This window comes from Vibrio sp. sp1 (assembly GCF_016920955.1).
Taxonomy (GTDB): Bacteria; Pseudomonadota; Gammaproteobacteria; order Enterobacterales; family Vibrionaceae; genus Vibrio; species Vibrio alginolyticus.
Genome location: NZ_CP060590.1, coordinates 1,561,866 through 1,583,430, shown reverse-complemented (window position 1 = coordinate 1,583,430; position 21,565 = coordinate 1,561,866). Strand labels below are relative to the sequence as shown.

Genomic DNA, 21,565 nt, shown 5'->3' with positions numbered 1-21,565 from the left:
AAGTAGCACTCAGTGATTACTGTTTGCTACTTTTCCCTTGGTTTCATGATCGTTTTTGAAGCGCTTGGGCTAAAACAATACAGTGGAGTTTGTCATTTGCGCCGAATAGCGCGTACCTTCTTATAATAACGAATGGGCTGCGATGTTGAATAACATAACGGGTAAAGAAAACCTGCCGAAAAACCTAGATAATCAGTTGGTCTTACTGATTTTCCCTGCGCTGCCAGTTTTAATCTTCTCTTTTCTCTTCTATATCTATACTCCTGCAGGCGTGAGCTGGAATGCGGAATGGATACCAAGCCTCGATATCAACCTTAGCTTTAGATTAGATGGTCTTTCATTTCTTTTTGCGGGACTGATCAGTGGGATTGGCGCACTGATTCAAATCTACGCTTTGGCTTATTTACGAGAAAGTGATAGCCGGTTTTCCTTTCATTTGTATCTAACCCTATTCATGCTTGCCATGCTAGGGATTGTGATGAGCGATAATATTCTGTTGTTATTTGTTTTCTGGGAACTCACCACCATCACTTCTTACTTACTGATCGGGTTTAATCACGAAAATAAAACGTCTCGGAAAAACGCCTTGCAGTCGCTGATTGTTACCGGTGCTGGTGGACTAGCGTTGCTAGCGGGTCTTATCTTGCTGGGAGCAATGGCAGGGAGTTATGAGCTAAATACCATTATCGAGCAGGCAGGAACTATTGCGCAGCATGAATGGTTTATCCCATCTCTAGTGCTCATACTACTCGGTGCATTTACTAAATCTGCGCAATTCCCGTTTCATTTTTGGCTACCTAACGCGATGGCAGCTCCCACTCCGGTCAGTGCGTATTTACACTCGGCAACAATGGTAAAGGCAGGCATTTACCTATTAGCACGTTTATCGCCAGTTTATGCCCACAGCGAGATCTGGTTTTATGCTTTAGTCATCACTGGGAGTATCACGGCCATTTGGTGCACATTTGTCGCATTAAAACAAACTGACTTGAAGCTGATGCTAGCCTACAGCACGAATGTTGCTTTGGGTAAATTAACATTATTACTAGGTATGGGCACAGATTTGGCCGTTAGTGCAGTATTGATGTTTATTCTCGCTCACTCTTTCTATAAAGCTGCGCTGTTTATGGTGGTGGGTAATATCGACAAAGCGACAGGAACACGAGATATTGATCAATTGTACGGTCTGAAGTCAGTGCTCGTCATCAGCATGGTTGCGGGGAGTTTGGCTGCGTTGTCTAAAGCGGGGTTCCCGCCGTTGTTAGGTTTTTTGAGCAAAGAATACATGTACAAATCCGCAGTAGAGCTCAATAGCTGGATCGCCTTTGTACTTTTAATCGTGAATATACTGATGGTCGCGCTAACCATTATGCTTATTGCGAGACCATTCTTTGCTCGCCGTGGTCTCGTGCCGATTGAAACTAAGCCAGTTGAGACAAAAAAAAACCTGTGGATCTCGCCTTTGCTCTTGGCACTTGGCAGTCTCCTGGTCCCGTTATTCGGTTTAAATTGGTTAGATCGCAATATTATTTTTCCGGGCTCTGCTGACATTCTGCCCACAGCAACTCTTAAAGAGACATCACTATGGCATGGCGTGAATGTACCGTTAGTGTTAAGCGTTATTACGCTAGCGTTGGGGTATGTGGTGTACCGTGTTTATCCAGCTGTGTCTGCATTTTTTCAGCGGTTACATCTATTCGTCCCCAAAGCGGAGAATATTTTTGAACGACTATTAGATGGCATGATGACAGTGGCGAAGTGGCAAACGGCGCGGTTACAGCAAAAGAAATTGAGTCGCTATGTCCTATTATTTTTCACGGTACTTGCCGTTGCGTTACTGAGTCAGGTAGCGCTTATTCCTCTGCCTTTGGTTGGCGAACTTTCAAGTGTCACTTTCTATGAGATTGGTATTGCCTTATTGTTGATTGGTGCTGCGCTCGTATGTACGTTGTCCCACGCAAGACTTCTTGCGATTTCTGCGCTTGGTATGATTGGCTTCATGACCACGCTTATTTTTATGATTTATAGCGCCCCGGACGTTGCGAAGACTTTACTGTTAGTGGAAACATTAATGGTGGTCTTTCTTGCATTGTTAATGCGTCATATGCCACGTCTAACCACCGTGCCCAAGCATTCAATAAGACGTAAAGTAGCGAATATTTGCATAGCAGGTGTGATAGGAGTTTCGGTTACTTTACTTTTGTTAGGAATCACGTCTCAGCCGATGGACTCTTCGGTGTCAGATTTCTTTGCAGAAAACAGTGTCCCGGGTGGACATGGGCGAAACATTGTTAACGTTATTCTGGTCGACTTTCGCGCATTTGATACATTGGGAGAAGTTGTCGTCGTTGTTATTGCTGGGATTGCGGCAGTGAGCTTGCTTAAGACAAGAGCGAAAAAGCAAAATCGTATCCAATCATTAATTTTTGCAACCACGGCACACATCGTTTCGGCACTCATGCTCGTATTTTCAGTGTATCTGTTGTTACGTGGTCATAACGAACCGGGTGGTGGCTTTATTGGTGCGTTGATTGCCGTTATTGGTTTATCACTTCTCATGTTCGCGGAATCACCGAAATACGTTCGTTCTAGGTTGTATTTCAAACCGTTTCTCATTGCGTTATCTGGCATCGCATTGAGCTTAGTTTCTGGTGCTTTGAGCTTTGCGTTTGATAAACCGTTTTTGACCGGACTGTGGTGGAAAGACGTGATACCACTAGGGACGCCATTGGTTTTTGATGTTGGTGTTTACCTTGCCGTTATAGGTGGCGTGATGGGTATGCTGCTTCGTATTAATGAGGAGCTAGAGTGATGGAAATAGTCTGGAGTGTTGTCATTGGAGTATTTGTCGCAGCAGGTGTTTATTTAATGCTTGAAAAGCATATCTTGCGCCTTTTGTTCGGCATCATGTTACTCAGTAGTGCGGTTAACCTTGCTATTTTTACCGCTGGAAGGCTGACGCCTGGAGAGCCGCCATTGATTGGCGATAATGCTCTTTTACCACCAGATAGCGCGGCAAATCCTTTACCTCAAGCGCTTATCTTAACTGCGATAGTCATCGGTTTTGGACTACTTATTTTTTCTTTAATGCTGTTCTATCGAGCTTATAAAGACACTGGAACTGCAAACGTCGATGAAATGCAACGTTCTGAGGAGGGTCAATGAGTTCGATTTTGCTTACGTTACCGGTAGTTCTCTCGCTGAGTACGGCGTTGATTATCTTCTTCGTCCGTCGCTCAACAAAAAGTGTTGAGTGGTTGAGCGGTGTAAGTGCGATTTCGAACCTTTTCGTTGCGGGCTTTCTCGCAGAAAACATCATAAATAATGGTATTCAAGCCGTTGCTTTTGGTCAGTGGAGTGCGCCATTTGGTATCGTGTTTGTCGCAGATTACCTCAGCGTTGCTATGGTGATGATCACGGCGGTGATTGGTGCGATATGTGTTTTCTACGCGATGGCGGACCTTCACCGAAAGCCCTCCTATAGCAATTACCATGCGTTAATGCACATGTTGCTTGCTGGCGTTTATGGCGCTTTCCTGACTGGAGATATTTTTAATCTGTATGTTTGGTTTGAGGTCATGCTCATTTCATCATTTGGTTTAATGGTGTTAGATGCAACGAAAACTCAAGTTGATGGTGCAGTAAAGTACGTGATGTTGAACCTGATTTCGACGCTGGTATTTTTGCTTGCTATCGGCTTGTTGTATGGCGCAACGGGCACCTTGAACCTGGCCGATCTCTACACCAAAGTAGGGGAAAATGAATTGAGCATCAACATGATGCTGTCCGCGCTATTTTTGTTTGCCTTTTCTATTAAAGCGGCACTCTTTCCTTTATTTGCTTGGTTGCCAGCTTCTTATCACACGTTACCAAGCGGTGTGGTGGCACTGTTTGCCGCGTTGCTTACTAAAGTCGGTGTATACGCGTTGATAAGAGTCTTTACCTTGGTATTTCCGCTCGCCGAGAGTGGTTGGCAACCGACGTTAATTTGGGTCGCAGGGCTAACCATGTTAACGGGCGTTTTAGGAGCGGCTAGCCAATTCGACATTAAGAAAATTCTTTCTTTTCATATTATTAGCCAAATAGGCTATATGATCATGGGGTTGGCTATTTACACTCCCTTAGCTTTAGCCGGTGCCATTTTCTACATTGTTCATCACATCATTGTAAAAGCGAATTTGTTCTTAATAGGTGGATTCATCGAGCGCAAATATGGCTCTAGTCAACTTGAACATTTGGGTGGGGTATACAAAGCTATGCCTTGGTTAGCGTTCTTGTTTCTTGTCCCTGCGTTTTCTCTGGCCGGTTTCCCACCGCTATCGGGTTTCTGGGGAAAGCTATTGGTCATCAAGTCGAGCATACAGGCTGAGTATTACTGGTTAGCAGGTACCGCGTTATCGGTGGGGTTGCTTACTGTCTACTCGATGACGAAAATTTGGAGTGAGGCATTTTGGAAAAAGCCATTTAGAGAGAAGCCAGAACAGACTCTGCAGGCCAAAGTACATTGGTTGTACTGCGTTCCAATTATTGTATTGACAACGTTGACGCTAATCATTGGCTTAGTGGCGGAGCCTTTTTATCAATTTTCCGTTCAAGCTGCAGAACAACTGTTAAATCCGACTGAATACATCAGAGTGGTGTTAGGAGGAAATGCATGATCTATCTATTCCTCAATTTTTTCTTAGCGTTAGCGTGGATGATGCTTAATGGCAGCTATTCGAGTCTGAATTTTGTTGTCGGATTTACGGTCGGCTTTTTTGCTTTAAGGTTGAGTCAACCATTTGGATTGAAAACGAGCTATTTTCAACGTTTTGCATCTGCATTGAAGTTATTGGTGTACTTCGCTTATGAAATGGTTATATCGGTTGCGAAAGTGGTGTGGGACGTTGTGACACCTACTCATTTGAGTCAGCCTGATATCGTTTATGTCCCTCTGGAGGTCGATTCTGATCTAGAAATCACATTACTGGCGAACATGGTTTCTTTAACACCGGGCACGCTTAGTTTGGATGTTACGGCTGATAAAAAGTATCTTATCGTTCATGCCATGTTTGCACCTGAACATGAAGAGGTTATTCGCGGAATTAAAGATGGGTTAGAGCATCGAATTTTGGAGGTGACGCGTGGATAGTTGGCTGCAAATAACGGTCACTTTTGCCTATTCTGGGCTACTACTCAGCTTTGTTATGGCTTTTGCTCGTTTAATTCTAGGACCAACGCTAGCTGATCGAGTGGTGGCGTTAGATCTGATTTCATTTATCACTATCGGATTTATTACGGTTTACACCTTAGACAGCGGTGAGGACGCTCTGTTAGATATCGCCATTACATTAGGTTTGGTTGCATTTCTCGGCACGATCGCATTTGCACGTTTGATCGTTAAAAGAAAGGAGAAAGAATAATGGACGTGTTGATTGGACTATTTTTATGCTTAGGAACATTGTTGACCTTGGTTGCAAGTCTAGGTGTCCTGAGGCTTCCTGATTTGTATACCCGAATGCATGCAGCTACCAAAGCTGGAACTGTCGGAGTGAGCTGCTTGTTATTAGCGGTCGCTTTCTCACTCCCTGAAGTTACCGTGATCTCTAGGGTTATCGGTACGATGTTGTTTATCGTTCTCACTGCGCCAGTCGCCTCCCACCTGCTCGGCAGAGCAATGCGAGAGGTCGGATATAAGATTTGGCGTAATGATTAACCATTAGCGTCGAATAGTACTACGCCCTAGTTGAAATAAACTCGAAGCTGTATTGATGAAGTCGGAAGTAATTGACGGTATATTCAAATGCACGACCATCTTCTAGGTAACCAGTGGACTCAACTTTTAGAATAGGGGAAGCTTCTGATTCATTCAGGTATGAGGCCGTCTCTGCATCTAACAAGTACGGTTTGACAGACTGACTGCTTTTCGCAATTTTCAATCCTTTGCTATTTTCAATGTACTCATATTTAGAACCATTCATTATGGCTATGCTCAAGTCTGGAAATAACATTGCTGGCATATGAGTGACTTCGTAAATTTCAGGCTCATCATTAATACATCTGAGTCTATGTATTTCATATGTATCATCATTGGGCGAGAGATTTAACTGCTTAGCAACCTGCTCATTCGGCTTTTTAAGTTCGAACTTTATGACTTGAGAGCTAGGCGTTTTCCCCTGTTTACTGACTTCCTCGATAAAACCCAGCAAATGTAAGGCATCATGTTGGGCTTTTAGATCGTTTACATAAGTTCCACTACCTCTTGTCCGACTAATTAAATTATTGTCGACCAGAATTTGTAAGCTTTTTCTGATGGTTACGCGGCTTACGGAAAACTCTTCTTGCAAATCACTCTCTTTTGGAAGCATCGATTTAGGTTGTAGTTCCCCATCTTTGATCTTTTTTTCTAATCGTTCCGCAATGTCTATGTATTTGGGTTTCATAATACCTCGCTAAGTCTTGGATCATGATAGCAAGAATGTGATCTGAGATGTAGTTAATACTTTTCCTTAGGATCTTTGTGTGATTTTTATCTCGTATCTTTGTGCTTACACTTTAAATGTATCATAAAAGTATTAATACTTATTTTATACATTTGCAGGGTAAACATTTGAGGTAGCGGAATGAAACGTCAAAAATTAACGATTGTTGGTGCTGGCAGTACATACACACTTGGTATGATGAACAGCCTTATTGCTGAAAAAGATAACTTTCCACTCGCAAAAGTCGTGTTTTACGACATAGATGAGAAACGCCAAGAGTCGAATGCATTAGCTACTGAAATTCTATTGCGAGAACACTATCCAGAAGTTGAAGAGTTTGTTTATACAACGGATAAATCTGTCGCATTCTCAGATTCGGACTTTTTCTTTATCCAGATCCGCACTGGTGGGTTGGCCATGCGCGAGCGCGATGAACAAATCCCGCTATCCAACTCTTGTGTTGGGCAAGAGACATGTGGCGCGGGAGGAATGGCATATGGACTTCGCTCTATCGGCGACATGATCCAGCTAGTGAACGAGATCCGACAAACGTGTCCAGATGCGTGGATTCTTAATTACACCAACCCGGCGGCAATTGTCGCTGAAGCTTTAAATCGTGAATTTCCGCATGATAAGCGAATTCTAAATATCTGTGATATGCCAGCAGCGATTATGGTCAGCTATGCGCAATTGTTAGGATGTGAAATTTGGGACTTCGTTCCTGAATATTTTGGGCTTAATCACTATGGCTGGTTTACCAAAATTCGTAACAAACAGGGTGAAGACTTAACGGACAAAATTAAAAATATCATCCTAAAAGAAGGGATCAGTGCGGTTGATGCGGAAATAGCGGATGACCCATCGTGGCAAGCCACATTCAAAAACATGAGAACAATGCTTGTTGATAATCCAGAGTTTTTGCCGAATACGTATCTTCAGTACTATTTGTACCCTGAAAAAATGGTGGCGAAAGAGGATATCAACAATACCCGCGCAAGGCAGGTAATTAACGGCCGTGAGAAACGAGTGTTCGAATTGAACGCAAGAATAATTGAAGCGGGCACCACGAAGCACGAAACACTGCATGCCGATATCCATGGTCGATACATGGTGAGAGTTGCGGCTTCGCTTGCCTACAACTTGAGCGATGTGTATCTCGTCATCGTACCGAATAATGGTGCTATTACAAATTTACAAAATGACGCCATGGTAGAAGTTCCAGCTGCGCTAACTAGTGATGGACCGAAAGCTTTTACTGTAGGAAAAATCCCAACCTTCCAAAAAGCCATGATTGAAAGCCAACTTGGTTACGAGAAATTAGTCGTGGATGCTTGGTACGAAGGAAGTCAGCGAAAGCTGATTAATGCACTCACACTTAACCGTACCGTGGTTAATGTGCCAAAAGCTAAAGAAATAACAAAACAATTACTAGAAGAAAATAAAGCCTACCTTCCTCAATTTTTTCAATAACAACTGGACGTTCGGGGCCTACTTGTAGGCTCCGTGAATGAAACAAGAGGTTTATATGAAAGACATTATTCAAAGGTTCGGGGCCGCGATGTTTGTTCCCGTTCTATTATTTCCAGCAGCGGGCATGTTATTGGGTTTCTCTGTTGTGCTGTTAAATCAAGAAGTGTTTCCTTGGGCACTAGAGGGGAGTGCTTGGGTTAAAGTCTCGACGATCATTTTACAGGCATCTCTCGCTGTATTTAAAAATATGGCACTTATTTTTGCCGTTGGGTTACCTATCGCTTTAGCTAAAAAAGCATCTGGTCGCGCTGTACTTGCAACACTCGTTTCCTACATTACGTTTAACTACGTTATTGGTGGAATCCTTCAATTTTGGGGACCAGAACTGGGCGTTAACTATATGGAAGGTGAGCGAGGTTTGACTGAAGTTGGTGGCATTCTAACGCTTGATACCAACTTGCTAGGTGCCATTTTAATTGCAAGTCTCTCTGTTTGGGTTCACAACCGATTCTTTGATAAAAAGCTACCGGATTGGGCAGCTGTATTTGGCGGAACGCCATTGGTTGTGATCATTAGTTTCCCAATTATGGTCGTGATGGCAATTCTAACTTGTTTGACTTGGCCAAGTATTCAGCATGGTATTAATAATCTGCAATCATTCTTGGTTTCTGCTGGATCGTTAGGGGTATGGCTATTTACGTTTTTAGAGCGAATCATGATACCAACGGGGTTGCATCATTTCGTATATGGTCCCGTTTTTTATGGGCCAGTTGCAGTCGATGGCGGAACGGTTGCCTATTGGATTCAAAATATACAGACATTCGCCCAGAGCTCGGAAAGTTTAACGACACAATTTCCTCAGGGTGGTTTGATGTTGACGGGAATGGGTAAAGTGTTTGGTTGTACGGGTATCGCACTAGCACTCTATTCAGTTGCGAAAAAAGAAAATAAAAAGATGGTGATGGGGTTAGTGCTCGGAGCCGCAATCACAGCAATTCTTACAGGGATCACCGAACCAATAGAGTTTACATTCTTATTTATCGCACCTGCGCTGTTTGCTTTGCATGCGTTGTTATCTGCGACAATGGCAACGATCGCCTTTATGTTTGGTGTTTCCGGTAACTTTCAGACTGGCTTGATAGACTTCATTTTCCAAAACTGGTTGCCTTTGGCTGGTAACCATGCAGGAACATACGTGATTCAGATTATTATTGGTCTCATGTTTACTGGTGTTTACTTTGTTACGTTTCGCGCGCTTATTTTAAAATACAACATACTTACTCCGGGACGTGAAGGTGCAGATAGTAAGTTGTATTCCAAAGCTGACTACAAAGAAGCGAAAGCGGTCCATAACAGTAGCGCAAGTCCGTCACAAGCTAGTGCCTTTATTGAAGGTTTGGGTGGAAAAGAAAACATTGACTTGTTAACTAATTGCGCGACGCGTCTGCGTGTTAAAGTTAAAGATGTCTCTCTGGTAAAGGAGAACGCATTTTTCACACAGCACGGAGCGGTGAATATTGTTAGAAATCAAGAGAGCCTTCAAATCATCGTTGGTTTAACGGTGCCACAAGTTCGCGAAGATATGAGCCAACTGATAAAAGCTTAACCCCCAAACTAATGCTCCAGCTCATATGGCTCAAAGGTGAGATAGAATTATCTCACCTTTTTTGTGTACATGAAGCATATTTCGCGCAGTTTCCACGAAAGTGGGGAGGAGTTATCGAGCGAGCTAAAAATACAGTTAGGTTATACCCGTCTGTATTGTTGGAAGACTTGTTGAGTCTCTAAGTGACAGTGGCGCCACTTTCTATGTTGAAAAGCGTTTTAATTTCTTCCAGCACTTCTGGGTTAGCAATAGCACCAATGTTTTTTACAGCTTGTCCGTTTACCAATTGTTTCACTGCTAGCTCAACCAATTTGCCTGAGCGCGTTTTAGGAATATCACTGATAGCAAAAATTTGTCGTGGGACATGGCGCGGTGAACATTTTGTTTTCAATGTTTGGCGAATTGAATCGGTGAGTTGTTGGGTTAACTCGACGTTGTGAGCGAGTTTTACTAGTAACCAGATTTCTTCAGACTGCTGGTTTAACTTGCCGACAGCGATGGAGTCTTCAACCTCGGGTAGCGCGTTCACTTGCTGGTAGATTTCAGCGGTACCGATTCGTACGCCGCCTGGATTTAAGGTTGCGTCACTACGGCCATAAAAAATAAAGCCGCCATGTTCGGTTTGCATCACATCGTCGCCATGGTGCCAGATATCGGTAAACTTGCTCCAATAAGCGTTGTGATAACGTTCGCCGTTGTCGTTCCAGAAGCCAATAGGGAAGTTAGGTAGCGAGTTATTGCAAGTCAGTTCGCCGCGTTTTTGCGTAATAGTATGTCCACCATCCTCTAGAACACGTGCGTCGATTCCCAGCCCTGCGCCTTGGCATTCACCTTTGTAAACTGGTGAAATAGGGTTTCCAAGTACAAAGCATCCGCAAATATCCGTGCCGCCAGCGATAGAAGCGAGATGCAAGTCCTGCTTGATGTGCTGATAGACATAATTAAATTGTTCTGGGTAAAGCACCGAACCAGTTGAGCACAGAGTTTTGAGTGACTTCAGGTTATGTTCTAGTTTTGGAGAGCAGTTCGCCTGCTCCAGTGCCTCTAAGTATTTCGCTGAAGTACCAAACAGCGACACGTTATGTTCTTCAGCTAATCGCCATAAGACGGAGTGATCAGGGTAAACCGGACTACCGTCGTAAATCACTAAGGCTGCACCACTCGCAAGAGCGGAAACATGCCAGTTCCACATCATCCAACCACATGTTGTGTAGTAAAAAACCTTGTCTTGCGATTTGATGTCGCAATGCAGTTGATGTTCTTTGAGGTGATTGAGCAAGGTACCGCCTGCGGAATGGACAATACACTTAGGTTGACCTGTTGTACCAGAAGAATACAAAATGAATAACGGGTCATTAAACAGTACTGATTGATATTGAATTGATTGTGGAGAAAAGTCGTGAGTAATATCGGACCAAGAAACAAACTCAGAAGTGCTAGCACTTTCAGCGTTTTGTAAATATTCGATTTGGCATACGCTAATAGTAGTCTCTTCGGAGGCACTGCTTAACTTACTACTAAGAGTGGTGTTCTTGTCCGTCATATCGAAAGCTTTGCCTCCGAACTGGTAGCCATCACAGCAAAAAAGAACTTTCGGCTTGACCTGACCAAAACGCTCTACGACACTATCGATACCAAAATCAGGAGAGGTTGAAGTCCAAATGGCACCAAGACTGGTGGTGGCCAGCATGGCAATAACGGTTTCAGGAAGGTAGGGCAAATAACCCGCAACGACATCGCCTTTACCGACACCACAATTGAGTAGCCATTGTTGAATGGCGGAAACTTGTTCAAGCAACTGTTTACCGGTGAGTTGTCGGTGTTCACCGCTTTCATTGCTAAAAACAATAAACTCACGCTCTGGTGCTTGTTCAGCCTGAGATAGGAGGTTCTCTGCGTAGTTCAGCGTGGCGTCAGCAAACCATACTGTGTCTCTATTTACATGGTGATGACTAGAACCTGTTTGTGTCCATTTGGGACTGCCAAGGCTCTTGATTTGCGAACCCATATCTCCGATTACGTTGCAAAACTGCCAAGTATGTCGCCAAAATTCATCATTGTGCTCAATGGACCAATGGTGTAGAGACGGGTAATTGTTGATTACGGCACCTTCGGCTTTGTCTTTATTAACCTTTTCAATGAACCGTAATAAGTTGCTATTGCTGACGCGCTCAGCAGATGGTGACCAAATAGGTGTAGAATTTGGCATAGGTCCCTCTAATTTCAATTCTTTTGAATATGACCAAAACAAAATAAAGGGGCGAACATAGCAGTGTTCGCCCCTTATCTGATCGTTTAAAGTTGTTCGGCAAGCTGAGGTAGTACCTCAAATAAATCACCAACCAATCCATAGTCGGCAACTTCAAAGATAGGAGATTCTGGATCTTTGTTGATCGCGACAATCACTTTGGATTCCTTCATTCCTGCAAGATGCTGGATGGCACCGGAAATCCCAACCGCTATATAAAGCTTAGGTGCAACGATTTTACCGGTTTGACCCACTTGTAAGTCGTTGGCAACAAACCCGGCATCAACCGCCGCGCGAGAAGCGCCAATGGCAGCACCTAGTTTATCGGCCACTTGTTCGATCAACGCGAAGTTCTCTTTGCTACCGACCCCGCGTCCACCTGACACAACCACCTCTGCCGCGCTTAATTCAGGACGTTCTGACACGGTTTTATCGACAGAAACCAATTCAACCATTGGAGCTGAGATAGTGACCTGCTGATGCTTAATATCAGCTTGGTTGCGACAAGTAACCGGCTCAAACGCAGACGCGCGCACGGTGATGACGCGAACCTTGTCGCTGGTGGTCACTTTGGCAAATGCGTTTCCTGCGTAAATAGGGCGGATAAAAGTGTTTTCATCGATAACTTGGACAATATCGGAAATTTGCCCAACGCCGAACTTCGCTGCTACTCGAGGTGCAAGGTCTTTCCCTTTTGATGATGAGCTAGCCCAGATTGCGTCAAAACCTTCAGCAATACTCACTACAATAGGTGCGATACTCTCGGCAAATTGATGCTTAAGTTGCTCATCATCGACACAAATTACGTTTGATATACCATCAACGCGACAAGCTTGCTGAGCGACTTCTTCACACTGGTGGCCCACTACGATCAAAACATTGTCTTGGCTGACTTGTTTTGCTGCATTAACCACTTTGAGTGTGTCCGCATGCAATTGGTTATTGTCATGCTCTGCTATGATTAAGTTCTTCATGAAATCACCTTCGCTTCGTTACGCAGCTTATCGAGAAGCTCTGAGACAGATTCAACCTTGATGCCACCTTTTCTTTGCGCTGGCGGTGTGATTTCTTGAATGGTTTGGCTAAATACCACTTCAACACCCAGACTGTCAGGTGTGATGGTATCTAACGGCTTGCGCTTAGCTTTCATGATATTAGGCAAAGAGGCAAAACGCGGTTCATTCAGGCGTAAGTCAGTACTGATCACCGCAGGTAAGTTCATCGCGACCGTCATCAAGCCGCCGTCCACTTCTCTCACGACCTGAACTTTTTGATCTTCAATCTTCACGTCGGAAGCGAAAGTTGCTTGAGGCCAGTCAAGTAGGGCGGCCAGCATCTGAGCCACTTGGTTGTTGTCCGTATCAATGGATTGTTTACCCGTAATCACAAGCTGTGCTTGTTCTTGCTCAACTAGAGCTTTGAGCAGCTTAGCAACAACTAATGGCTCTATTTTGTCTTCAGTATCGACATGAATAGCGCGATCGGCGCCTAATGCAAGCGCGGTACGTAGTTGCTCCTGACACTGGCTACCGCCAGCACTGACAACGATGACTTCATCTGCAATACCTTGCTCCTTTAGTCGTACGGCTTCTTCAACGGCTATTTCGCAAAATGGATTAATCGTCATCTTGACGTTATTGGTTTCAACATCGCTATGGTCCGCTTTCACGCGAACTTTAACGTAGGGATCAATGACCCTTTTGATTGGCACTAGTATTTTCACGTTAGATTCCTTTTACAGTGAAGACTATGTGTTTACAGTGAAGACGATGTGATGACGTCTTTAAAATGATGTTAATTTACCTTTACGTTTGCGTCAACTTTAAATATATTGTTGATTAACAAGTTGGCAACATGCAAAGAAAAAGGAATGCAATCATGGAAAGAGACTGCATGGAATTTGATGTTCTGATTGTAGGCGCTGGTCCCGCAGGTTTGTCTGCGGCATGCCGAATCAAACAATTAGCAGCAGAAAAAAAACAAGACCTCTCTGTTTGCGTGGTAGAAAAAGGTTCTGAAGTTGGAGCGCATATTTTATCGGGTGCGGTGTTTGAAACGCGGAGTTTGGATGAGCTTTTTCCCGACTGGGAAGAGAAAGGCGCTCCGCTCAATACCAAAGTAAACCAAGATAAAACCTACTATCTAGGCAATGACATCAATGGTCATGAACTGCCTTCTTGGGCGGTGCCTAATACGTTACATAACAAAGGTAATTACATCATAAGTTTGGGCAGTCTATGCCGATGGATGGCGTTGCAGGCTGAGAACTTGGGGGTGGAGGTCTACCCAGGTTTTACCGCCAGTCAAGCGATCATCGATGAAGATAGTCGTGTTTGTGGCGTGATCACGGGCGATATGGGATTAGATAAAAATGGTGAACAAAAAGAAAATTTCGAACCTGGTATTGAACTGCGAGCGAAGTTTACTTTATTTGCTGAAGGCGCACGGGGGCATATTGGTAAGCAGTTGATTAACCGATTTAATCTTGCTGAAGAGAAAACGCCTCAACACTACGCTATCGGTTTTAAAGAGCTGTGGGAAATCCCATCAGAGCAGCATCAGCAAGGTTTAGTAGTGCACGGATTAGGTTGGCCGTTATCAAATGAAGCTACAGGTGGCAGTTATCTCTACCATTTAGAGGGAAACCAAGTTGCCGTCGGGTTGATTGTTGACTTGAATTATAAGAATCCGCACTTGAGTCCATTTGATGAGTTTCAACGTTTTAAACACCACCCGTTGATTGAGCAATACCTCAAAAATGGGAAGCGTATTAGCTATGGCGCGAGAGCGATTACCAAGGGCGGCTTTCATTCGCTTCCCACGCAGCAGTTTGCTGGTGGCTTGTTAATTGGCTGTGATGCAGGAACACTTAACGGCGCTAAAATCAAAGGCACACACACCGCAATAAAATCTGGAATGCTTGCCGCTGAAGCAGTATGTGAAGCCCTTGAGAGTCAGTCAGTTACTGCTGATTATCAAAAGCATTTCAAACAGTCTTGGCTGTATGAAGAGCTTTATCAAGCACGTAACTTCTCAAGTGGAATCCACCGCTTTGGATCGTGGCTGGGCGGTGGTTTAGCGCTGCTGGAACATAACGTGTTAAAAGGTAAAGCTAAGTGGCATATCCGCTGTGATAAGCCTGATCATCAGTCTCTGTTATTGGCGGAAAACAGCAATGAAATTGTCTATCCGAAGCCTGATGGCGTGTTAAGTTTCGATCGCCTCTCTTCCGTTTATCTATCCAATATCTTCCATGAGGAAGATCAACCATGCCACTTACGACTGGAGAACCAGCGGATCCCTATTGAGCAGAACCTTGAATTATATGCAGAGCCAGCACAGCGCTATTGTCCGGCTGGCGTGTATGAAATCGTACAGGGGGAGCAGCAGCCAGAGCTGCAAATAAATGCGGCCAACTGTATCCACTGTAAGACGTGCGACATCAAAGATCCAAGTCAAAATATTACCTGGACTCCGCCAGAAGGTGGTGGTGGTCCTAACTATCCAAATATGTAAGCGTTTGAGAATAATTTTTATTAACAATTTATTTACTTAAAGTTTGCGTTAGTTCAAATCTTTCTCGATGAACTCGATTGCAACTTAATCTTTCAGGCACTATTCTGATTTTAAATTGACGTTTACGTAAACTGAATACAAAGTTGATGCATAGGTGTAAAAGCGGTTACCAGTATCAAAGTTAGGTTTGATCAAATAGTGCTCAATGGAACGCACTTAAATAACGAAAGGGAGATCAACTATGGTATCGGAATCGCCTCTGTTGCAGGTAAACGATATTTCATTGGCTTTTGGTGGGGTGAAAGCTTTAACTGACGTGAGCTTCCATGTGAATGAAAAGGAAATTTTTTCAATCATTGGTCCAAACGGTGCAGGTAAAACCTCAATGCTCAATTGCATCTCTGGTCGATACACACCAAACAAAGGCTCTGTAATCTTCGCTGGAGATGACGTAACTAAACGTACACCAAGCCAACGAGCTGAGTTAGGGCTGGGAAGAACCTTCCAAAACTTAGCGCTCTTTTCTCATATGTCGGTACTGGACAACATCATGGTTGGCCGACACCACCTACTGAAAAATAACTTCGTCACGGGGCCACTCTATTGGTTCTCCAATGCGCAGAAAGAAGAGATGGCGCACCGCAAATATGTGGAAGACGTGATCGATTTTCTAGAAATCCAGCACATCCGAAAAGCGACTGCAGGCACGCTATCTTACGGCTTACGTAAGCGTGTAGAGCTTGCTCGTGCCATTGCCTTAAAACCTAAGTTACTGCTGCTTGATGAACCAATGGCAGGTATGAACTTGGAAGAAAAGGAAGACATGGCACGTTACATCATGGATCTGAATGAAGAATTAGATATCACGATCATCATGATTGAGCACGACATGGGCGTGGTCATGGACATCTCTAATCGCGTTTTGGTTTTGGATTTCGGTAAACACATTGCTACGGGTGAGCCTGAAGAAGTGATGGCCAACCCACATGTGAAACAAGCGTACTTAGGCGAAGAGTTACCGACATTAGAGGAGAGTGCATAATGGCACAGCAACATAATGATTGGGCAGATATAACCCGCTTAGATACCTTTCCAAAAGTGTTGCAACACAATGCCAAGAACTGGCCCGAACAAGTCGCAATGCGTGAAAAGGAGTTTGGTATATGGCGAGAGTTCACTTGGAAAGATTATGAAAACCGCGTCAAGTGGATGGCACTGGCACTACGAGATTTGGGTATTGGTGAGCAAGATGTCGTTGGTTTGCTAGGTGATAACCGCCCGGAATGGGTATGGGGCGAGTTAGCGGCACATGCGATCAAAGGTTTCTCGCTGGGCATCTATCAAGATTCTATGCACGAAGAGGTGGCGTACCTTATCAACTATGCCAAAGCAAAAGTCGTGATTGCCGAAGATGAAGAGCAATGCGACAAGCTGCTTGAGCTTGGTGATGAAATTCCTAGCGTTGAATACATTATTTACTGCGATCCTCGTGGAATGCGTAAATACGATGATCCAAGATTGATTGATGTTGAACAGGTCTACAAAAAAGGTCAGCTGATTGATAAAGCGGACCCAGACAAATATCTCAATATGGTTGTTGAAACCAAAGGCAGCGATCTTTCAATTCTTTGTACAACGTCGGGTACGACTTCTAAACCAAAATTGGCTCAGCTACACAGTGGCACGTTCTTGGATCACTGTGCGGCTTACTTGCGTGCAGACCCTCGTTCCCCAGGCGACAACTACGTTTCTGTTCTGCCTTTGCCTTGGATTATGGAGCAGGTTTACGTGGTTGGTCAGGCGTTGATTTCTCGTCAAATCGTTAACTTTGTGGAAGAACAAGAAACCATGATGTCCGACTTGCGTGAAATCGGTCCAAACTTTGTGCTGTTAGCGCCGCGAGTGTGGGAAAACATTGTGGCAGACGTGTCTGCACGAATGATGGATTCGACACCGTTTAAGCAAAAGATGTACAAACTGGGCATGAGCTTAGCCAACAAAGCGTTAGAGCAGGGCAAACGTTCTAAACTCGCCGAATGGATTCTTTTGCGTGCTTTGCGAGACCGTTTAGGCTTTTCGAACCTAACATCTGCTGCAACGGGCGGCGCGGCGATGGGGCCTGACACTTTCCGTTACTTGCAAGCGATCGGTGTACCACTCAAGCAGCTTTACGGTCAAACCGAAATGTGTGGTGCGTACACCGTCCACCAAGCCGATGACGTGGACTATGATTCGGTTGGCGTTGCGTTTGATAATGCAGAAGTGAAAGTCATCAACCCAGACAGCAATGGCGTTGGTGAAATCATCGCGAAAAGTACAGGCATGTTTACTGGCTACTTAAACAACCAAGCAGCATATGATGAAGATGTTCAAGATGGTTGGATGCACACAGGCGATGCGGGCTATTTTAAAGATTCCGGTCACTTGGTGGTGATTGATCGTCTGAAAGATATGTCGGAAACCAGCCACGGCGACCGCTACTCTCCGCAGTTCATTGAAAACAAACTCAAGTTCTCGCCGTTTATTGCAGAAGCCGTGGTGGTAGGTAAAGGTCGACCTTGGCTGTCTGCCATCATCTGTATTCGCTATGCGATCGTCGCGAAGTGGGCAGAGCAACGCGGCTTGGCATTTACCAACTACACCAACTTATCTGCTCAACCAGAAGTGTACCAAGCGATTCGTGAAGAAGTTCAAAAAGTGAACGAATCCCTACCGGATGCACAGAAGATCAGCAAATTCATTCTACTTTACAAAGAGCTGGATGCCGACGATGGCGAGTTAACTCGTACGCGTAAAGTGCGTCGTGGTGTGGTTGCAGAGAAATACGGAGACATCATCGAAACCATCTACAGCGACGATCCAAAAGTCGATGTCGATACAGTGATCACTTATCAAGATGGCACTAAAACACGCATTCAAACGTCGCTAGTTATTGAAACGCTTATTGAGCATGAGCCAACACTAGTGGATAGCGAACAACGGAGGATCGCATAGTGAATACGGATTTATTACTGCAACTCGTCATTAATGGCGTGATCGTTGGCATGTTGTATGGCGTTGTCGCCATGTGCTTTGTATTGATTTACAAATCGACCCAGGTGGTCAATTTTGCTCAGGGTGAGTTCTTGTTGATTGGCGCGTGGGTATGTTGGGCGGCATTGGTGCACCTACAGTTACCGTTCTTTATTGGCTTTTTACTCACGCTCGTGTTCATGATGATTTTTGGTATCGCCGTGCAAACCATTGTGCTCAGACCGTTGATTGGTGAACCGATTATTTCTGTGATCATGGTGACCATCGGTCTATCGATGTTTTTCCAAGCGCTGATGAAGTGGATATTTGGCGTCTCTGCTGTGTCGTACCCGCAAGTGTTTGAAACCAACGTGGTGAATATCGGAGGTTTGAATGTTGAGTTTGCTTACATTCTGAGTTTGATCTTCTCAATGCTCATCATGGGCGCGTTTTACTGGTTCTTCAAATTCAGCAAAATGGGTCTGGCAATGCGCGCAACGGCATTTAACCAGCAAGTAGCCCAGAGTCTTGGCATTTCCATCAAGAAAGTGTTCGCCATCAGTTGGGCCATTTCGGCAATGGTATCTGCAACAGCAGGGATTGTTATCGGTATCGTTAACGGCGTATCTGACGCGCTATCCATTATTGGTATCAAAGTTTTCCCAGCCGTTATTTTAGGTGGCTTAGATTCGGTAGTCGGCGCAATTGTCGGTGGTATCACCATCGGGGTGCTAGAAAACTTGGCTGAGTTTTTTGATAGCCAATACCTGCAAGTGGGTAACCTGTACAACATCGCACCATTCTATGTGCTGTTAATCATTCTTGCCTTCAAGCCATATGGCCTGTTTGGTACCAAAGATATTGAGCGTATTTAAGGAGAAATAACATGGCTCAACTTAGCATGCGCCCATGTGGGGATTTTCGAACCACATACAAAAGCGATACGCCAATTTTTGAAACCAAAACCATCAGAAGCCTTGCGATTGCTGGTGTCATCGCCATGCTGGCAGCACCGCTGGTCTTGGATATTTACTTCCTAAACCTGTTTATTCAGATTGCATACCTCGGTATCGCGGCATTGGGCTTAAACATTCTGGTTGGTTTTACCGGACAAATCTCGCTAGGTCATGGTGCGTTCTTTGGCTTTGGCGCCTTTGCATCGGCTTGGTTAAATAACCAGTTTAACATTCCAGTCGTGTTTGCGATTCCGCTCGCGGGTTACTTAACCATGATTGTGGGGATGCTGTTTGGTCTGCCAGCGGCTCGAATTAAAGGTTTATACCTAGCTATCGCAACGTTGGCGGCGCAGTTTATTCTAGAGGACTTCTTTGCTCGCGCAGATTGGTTCAGTGGCGGCTCATACGGTGCTAGCGCGAACCCAATTAATTTGTTTGGCTTTGAGTTTACGACTGACGAAAGCTTTTTCTATATCGCTCTGTTTGCGCTGATCTTCATGTATATGTGGGCATCAAACTTAATCCGTTCTCGTGACGGTCGCGCGTTTGTCTCAGTACGAGATCACTATCTGTCAGCAGAGATCATGGGCATCAACCTAACTAAGTATCGTCTGCTCTCATTCGGAGTGTGTGCATTCTATGCTGGCATCGGGGGCGCACTCTACGGACATTATCTAGGGTTTGTATCAGCAGAAGGCTTCACCATCATGATGTCTATCCAGTTCTTGGCAATGATCATCATTGGTGGCTTAGGCTCAGTCAAAGGTACGCTGATGGGGACGATATTTATCGTACTGCTGCCTGAAGTTTTAGAGTTTGGCGTAACGGGGCTTTCAGCGTTTGGTGATACCACCGCTTTCACTGATGGTCTGGCTTACTTCAAAGAAATGGCGATTGGTTTAGTCATCATGCTGTTCCTCATTTTCGAACCTCAAGGATTATCGCATCGCTGGCAACAGATTCGAGCATATTGGAAACACTATCCGTTCTCATATTAACGTGGAATTAAGTGGAATATACCTCAATAACAAGGACAACGAGTTATGAACAAAGGACATTTAGCGACAACGTTGGTGCTGTCATCTGCACTGTTTACTACCACAACTTGGGCAAAAGATTCTGTGTTTGTCGGGCAATTAGTCGACTTTTCTGGACCAACTGCCTATGTGAGCAAGCCTTATGGTTCTGGCGTGCGAGACGCATTGCGTTGGATTAACCAAAACGGTGGCATTAACGGTACCGAGCTCGAATTTGAAACAGTAGACATGGCGTACAAAGTACCAGTGGCGATTTCTAACTATAAACGTTGGGTGGCGCGTAAAGACATGGTTGCGCTGCAAGGTTGGGGTACGGCGGATACCGAAGCACTTATTTCGTTTGTCACCAAAGACAAAGTGCCGGTGTTCTCTGCTTCTTACTCTGGTCACTTAACTGACCCAACTGGCAAAAACCCAAAAACCGCGAAACCAGCGCCTTATAATTTCTTTTATGGTGCGTCGTACTCAGATGCGTGCCGTGCGCTAGTTAAGTGGGCGAAAGAAGATTGGGAATCTAAGGGCAATCAAGGTGCGCCGAAATTTACGCACATTGGCGATAACCATCCATTCCCGAATGCGCCAAAAGAAGCGTGTGCAGAGTACGCTAAAGAGCTTGGTTTTGATGTGCAAAACCCAGTCGTTGTGTCACTAAAACCAGGGGACTTCAAAGCGCAATGTTTGTCGCTGAAAGAGTCAGGCACCAACTATGGTTACATTGCTAATATCGGTAGCTCGGTTATCTCACTAGTGAAGTCTTGTAACACGGTTGGGACAGAGTTCCAGTACATGGCAAACATTTGGGGCGGCGACAAGCCAGTGCTTGAAGCAGCAGGCGATGGCCTTAAAGATTACGTTTTCCCGGGTATGACGGCGTTTTGGGGAGATGATAATGAGGGCATGAAGCTGGTTCGTGAGATTTCTAAGCAGTCTGAATCAGAGCCGGGCGAATTCAGAACTCACCATTACATTCGCGGTATTTGTTCTGCGTTCTATATGAAAGAAGCAATGGAGTGGGCGAAAGACAACGGTGGTATCACAGGTGAAAACATCAAGAAGGGCATGTATGTCCATGACAACTGGGTACCACAAGGCTTAGAAGGTGTTTGTGTCCCTGCGAACTGGAAACCGGAAGATCACCGAGGCACAACAACCGTGAACGTCTTTATGGGCAACAACGATGGCGGCGCAGTTGATATTAAGAAAGTATCTCAGGTGACATTGTCACGTCGTGACGATTGGCTAGGTTACTAATCTACGAC

The 21,565-nt window shown here is 44.7% G+C and carries 18 protein-coding genes; 14 read left to right on the top strand and 4 right to left on the bottom strand.

Features of this window, described 5'->3' with window-relative positions:
• Positions 1-142 precede the first annotated feature (142 nt).
• The 6 genes from mbhE to mnhG are packed head-to-tail and all read left to right on the top strand — an operon-like array spanning position 143 to position 5,695.
• The gene (mbhE, locus tag H9L11_RS22430) at positions 143-2,812 is read left to right on the top strand and encodes a hydrogen gas-evolving membrane-bound hydrogenase subunit E (protein WP_205391214.1); all 2,670 of its coding nucleotides are present in this window, start codon (positions 143-145) and stop codon (positions 2,810-2,812) included.
• Positions 2,812-3,165 (top strand): Na+/H+ antiporter subunit C, encoded by a 354-nt coding sequence (locus tag H9L11_RS22425; protein ID WP_104980551.1) that lies wholly within the window; start codon positions 2,812-2,814, stop codon positions 3,163-3,165. The genes mbhE and H9L11_RS22425 overlap by 1 nt, the downstream gene beginning before the upstream one ends.
• Positions 3,162-4,658 carry a Na+/H+ antiporter subunit D gene (locus tag H9L11_RS22420; RefSeq protein WP_205391213.1) on the top strand — a complete coding sequence of 499 codons (1,497 nt, stop codon included), beginning with the start codon at positions 3,162-3,164 and terminating at the stop codon, positions 4,656-4,658. Before H9L11_RS22425 ends, H9L11_RS22420 begins: the two co-directional genes overlap by 4 nt.
• A complete protein-coding gene (locus H9L11_RS22415) occupies positions 4,655-5,131 on the top strand; it encodes a Na+/H+ antiporter subunit E (RefSeq protein ID WP_005373320.1) in 477 nt (158 codons plus the stop codon). The genes H9L11_RS22420 and H9L11_RS22415 overlap by 4 nt, the downstream gene beginning before the upstream one ends.
• A complete protein-coding gene (locus tag H9L11_RS22410) occupies positions 5,124-5,402 on the top strand; it encodes a cation:proton antiporter (RefSeq protein WP_005373317.1) in 279 nt (92 codons plus the stop codon). Before H9L11_RS22415 ends, H9L11_RS22410 begins: the two co-directional genes overlap by 8 nt.
• Positions 5,402-5,695, top strand: a complete 294-nt coding sequence (mnhG, locus tag H9L11_RS22405) for a monovalent cation/H(+) antiporter subunit G (protein ID WP_005373314.1) — start codon at positions 5,402-5,404, stop codon at positions 5,693-5,695. Before H9L11_RS22410 ends, mnhG begins: the two co-directional genes overlap by 1 nt.
• A gap of 19 nt (positions 5,696-5,714) precedes the next feature.
• Here mnhG and H9L11_RS22400 read toward each other — a convergent pair whose 3' ends face one another.
• Positions 5,715-6,422 (bottom strand): GntR family transcriptional regulator, encoded by a 708-nt coding sequence (locus tag H9L11_RS22400; RefSeq protein ID WP_054730587.1) that lies wholly within the window; start codon positions 6,420-6,422, stop codon positions 5,715-5,717.
• A 180-nt stretch (positions 6,423-6,602) separates the two neighbouring features.
• Between H9L11_RS22400 and H9L11_RS22395 the strand changes: the two genes are divergently transcribed.
• Positions 6,603-7,931: a 6-phospho-alpha-glucosidase gene (locus H9L11_RS22395; RefSeq protein ID WP_205391212.1), complete on the top strand. Its 1,329-nt coding sequence runs from the start codon at positions 6,603-6,605 to the stop codon at positions 7,929-7,931.
• Between the two features lie 55 nt (positions 7,932-7,986).
• Positions 7,987-9,537, top strand: coding sequence for an alpha-glucoside-specific PTS transporter subunit IIBC (locus tag H9L11_RS22390; RefSeq protein ID WP_203345359.1), 1,551 nt, complete (start codon positions 7,987-7,989; stop codon positions 9,535-9,537).
• Between the two features lie 178 nt (positions 9,538-9,715).
• Here the strand turns inward: H9L11_RS22390 and H9L11_RS22385 are convergent, their stop codons facing one another.
• The 3 genes from H9L11_RS22385 to H9L11_RS22375 form a co-directional block, all read right to left on the bottom strand.
• Entirely contained in the window at positions 9,716-11,746 is a 2,031-nt protein-coding gene (locus H9L11_RS22385) for an acetoacetate--CoA ligase (protein WP_205391211.1), read from the bottom strand.
• Positions 11,747-11,832: 86 nt separating this feature from the next.
• Entirely contained in the window at positions 11,833-12,759 is a 927-nt protein-coding gene (locus H9L11_RS22380; protein WP_053349217.1) for an FAD-binding protein, read from the bottom strand.
• Complete coding sequence (locus tag H9L11_RS22375; RefSeq protein WP_042523555.1) at positions 12,756-13,508, bottom strand: electron transfer flavoprotein subunit beta/FixA family protein; 753 nt, start codon at positions 13,506-13,508, stop codon at positions 12,756-12,758. Before H9L11_RS22375 ends, H9L11_RS22380 begins: the two co-directional genes overlap by 4 nt.
• 155 nt (positions 13,509-13,663) lie before the next feature.
• Here H9L11_RS22375 and H9L11_RS22370 point away from each other — a divergent pair, with 155 nt between their 5' ends.
• The 6 genes from H9L11_RS22370 to H9L11_RS22345 all read left to right on the top strand — a co-directional run bounded on the left by H9L11_RS22370 (position 13,664) and on the right by H9L11_RS22345 (position 21,557).
• Positions 13,664-15,301: an electron transfer flavoprotein-ubiquinone oxidoreductase gene (locus H9L11_RS22370; protein ID WP_033906429.1), complete on the top strand. Its 1,638-nt coding sequence runs from the start codon at positions 13,664-13,666 to the stop codon at positions 15,299-15,301.
• Between the two features lie 241 nt (positions 15,302-15,542).
• Positions 15,543-16,343, top strand: coding sequence for an ABC transporter ATP-binding protein (locus H9L11_RS22365; protein ID WP_005373297.1), 801 nt, complete (start codon positions 15,543-15,545; stop codon positions 16,341-16,343).
• Positions 16,343-18,295, top strand: a complete 1,953-nt coding sequence (locus H9L11_RS22360) for a long-chain fatty acid--CoA ligase (protein ID WP_005373296.1) — start codon at positions 16,343-16,345, stop codon at positions 18,293-18,295. Before H9L11_RS22365 ends, H9L11_RS22360 begins: the two co-directional genes overlap by 1 nt.
• Positions 18,295-19,188 carry a branched-chain amino acid ABC transporter permease gene (locus H9L11_RS22355; protein ID WP_205391210.1) on the top strand — a complete coding sequence of 298 codons (894 nt, stop codon included), beginning with the start codon at positions 18,295-18,297 and terminating at the stop codon, positions 19,186-19,188. The genes H9L11_RS22360 and H9L11_RS22355 overlap by 1 nt, the downstream gene beginning before the upstream one ends.
• A gap of 11 nt (positions 19,189-19,199) precedes the next feature.
• Entirely contained in the window at positions 19,200-20,267 is a 1,068-nt protein-coding gene (locus H9L11_RS22350; RefSeq protein WP_005382737.1) for a branched-chain amino acid ABC transporter permease, read from the top strand.
• A gap of 45 nt (positions 20,268-20,312) precedes the next feature.
• Complete coding sequence (locus H9L11_RS22345) at positions 20,313-21,557, top strand: ABC transporter substrate-binding protein (protein ID WP_033906430.1); 1,245 nt, start codon at positions 20,313-20,315, stop codon at positions 21,555-21,557.
• Positions 21,558-21,565: the final 8 nt, after the last annotated feature.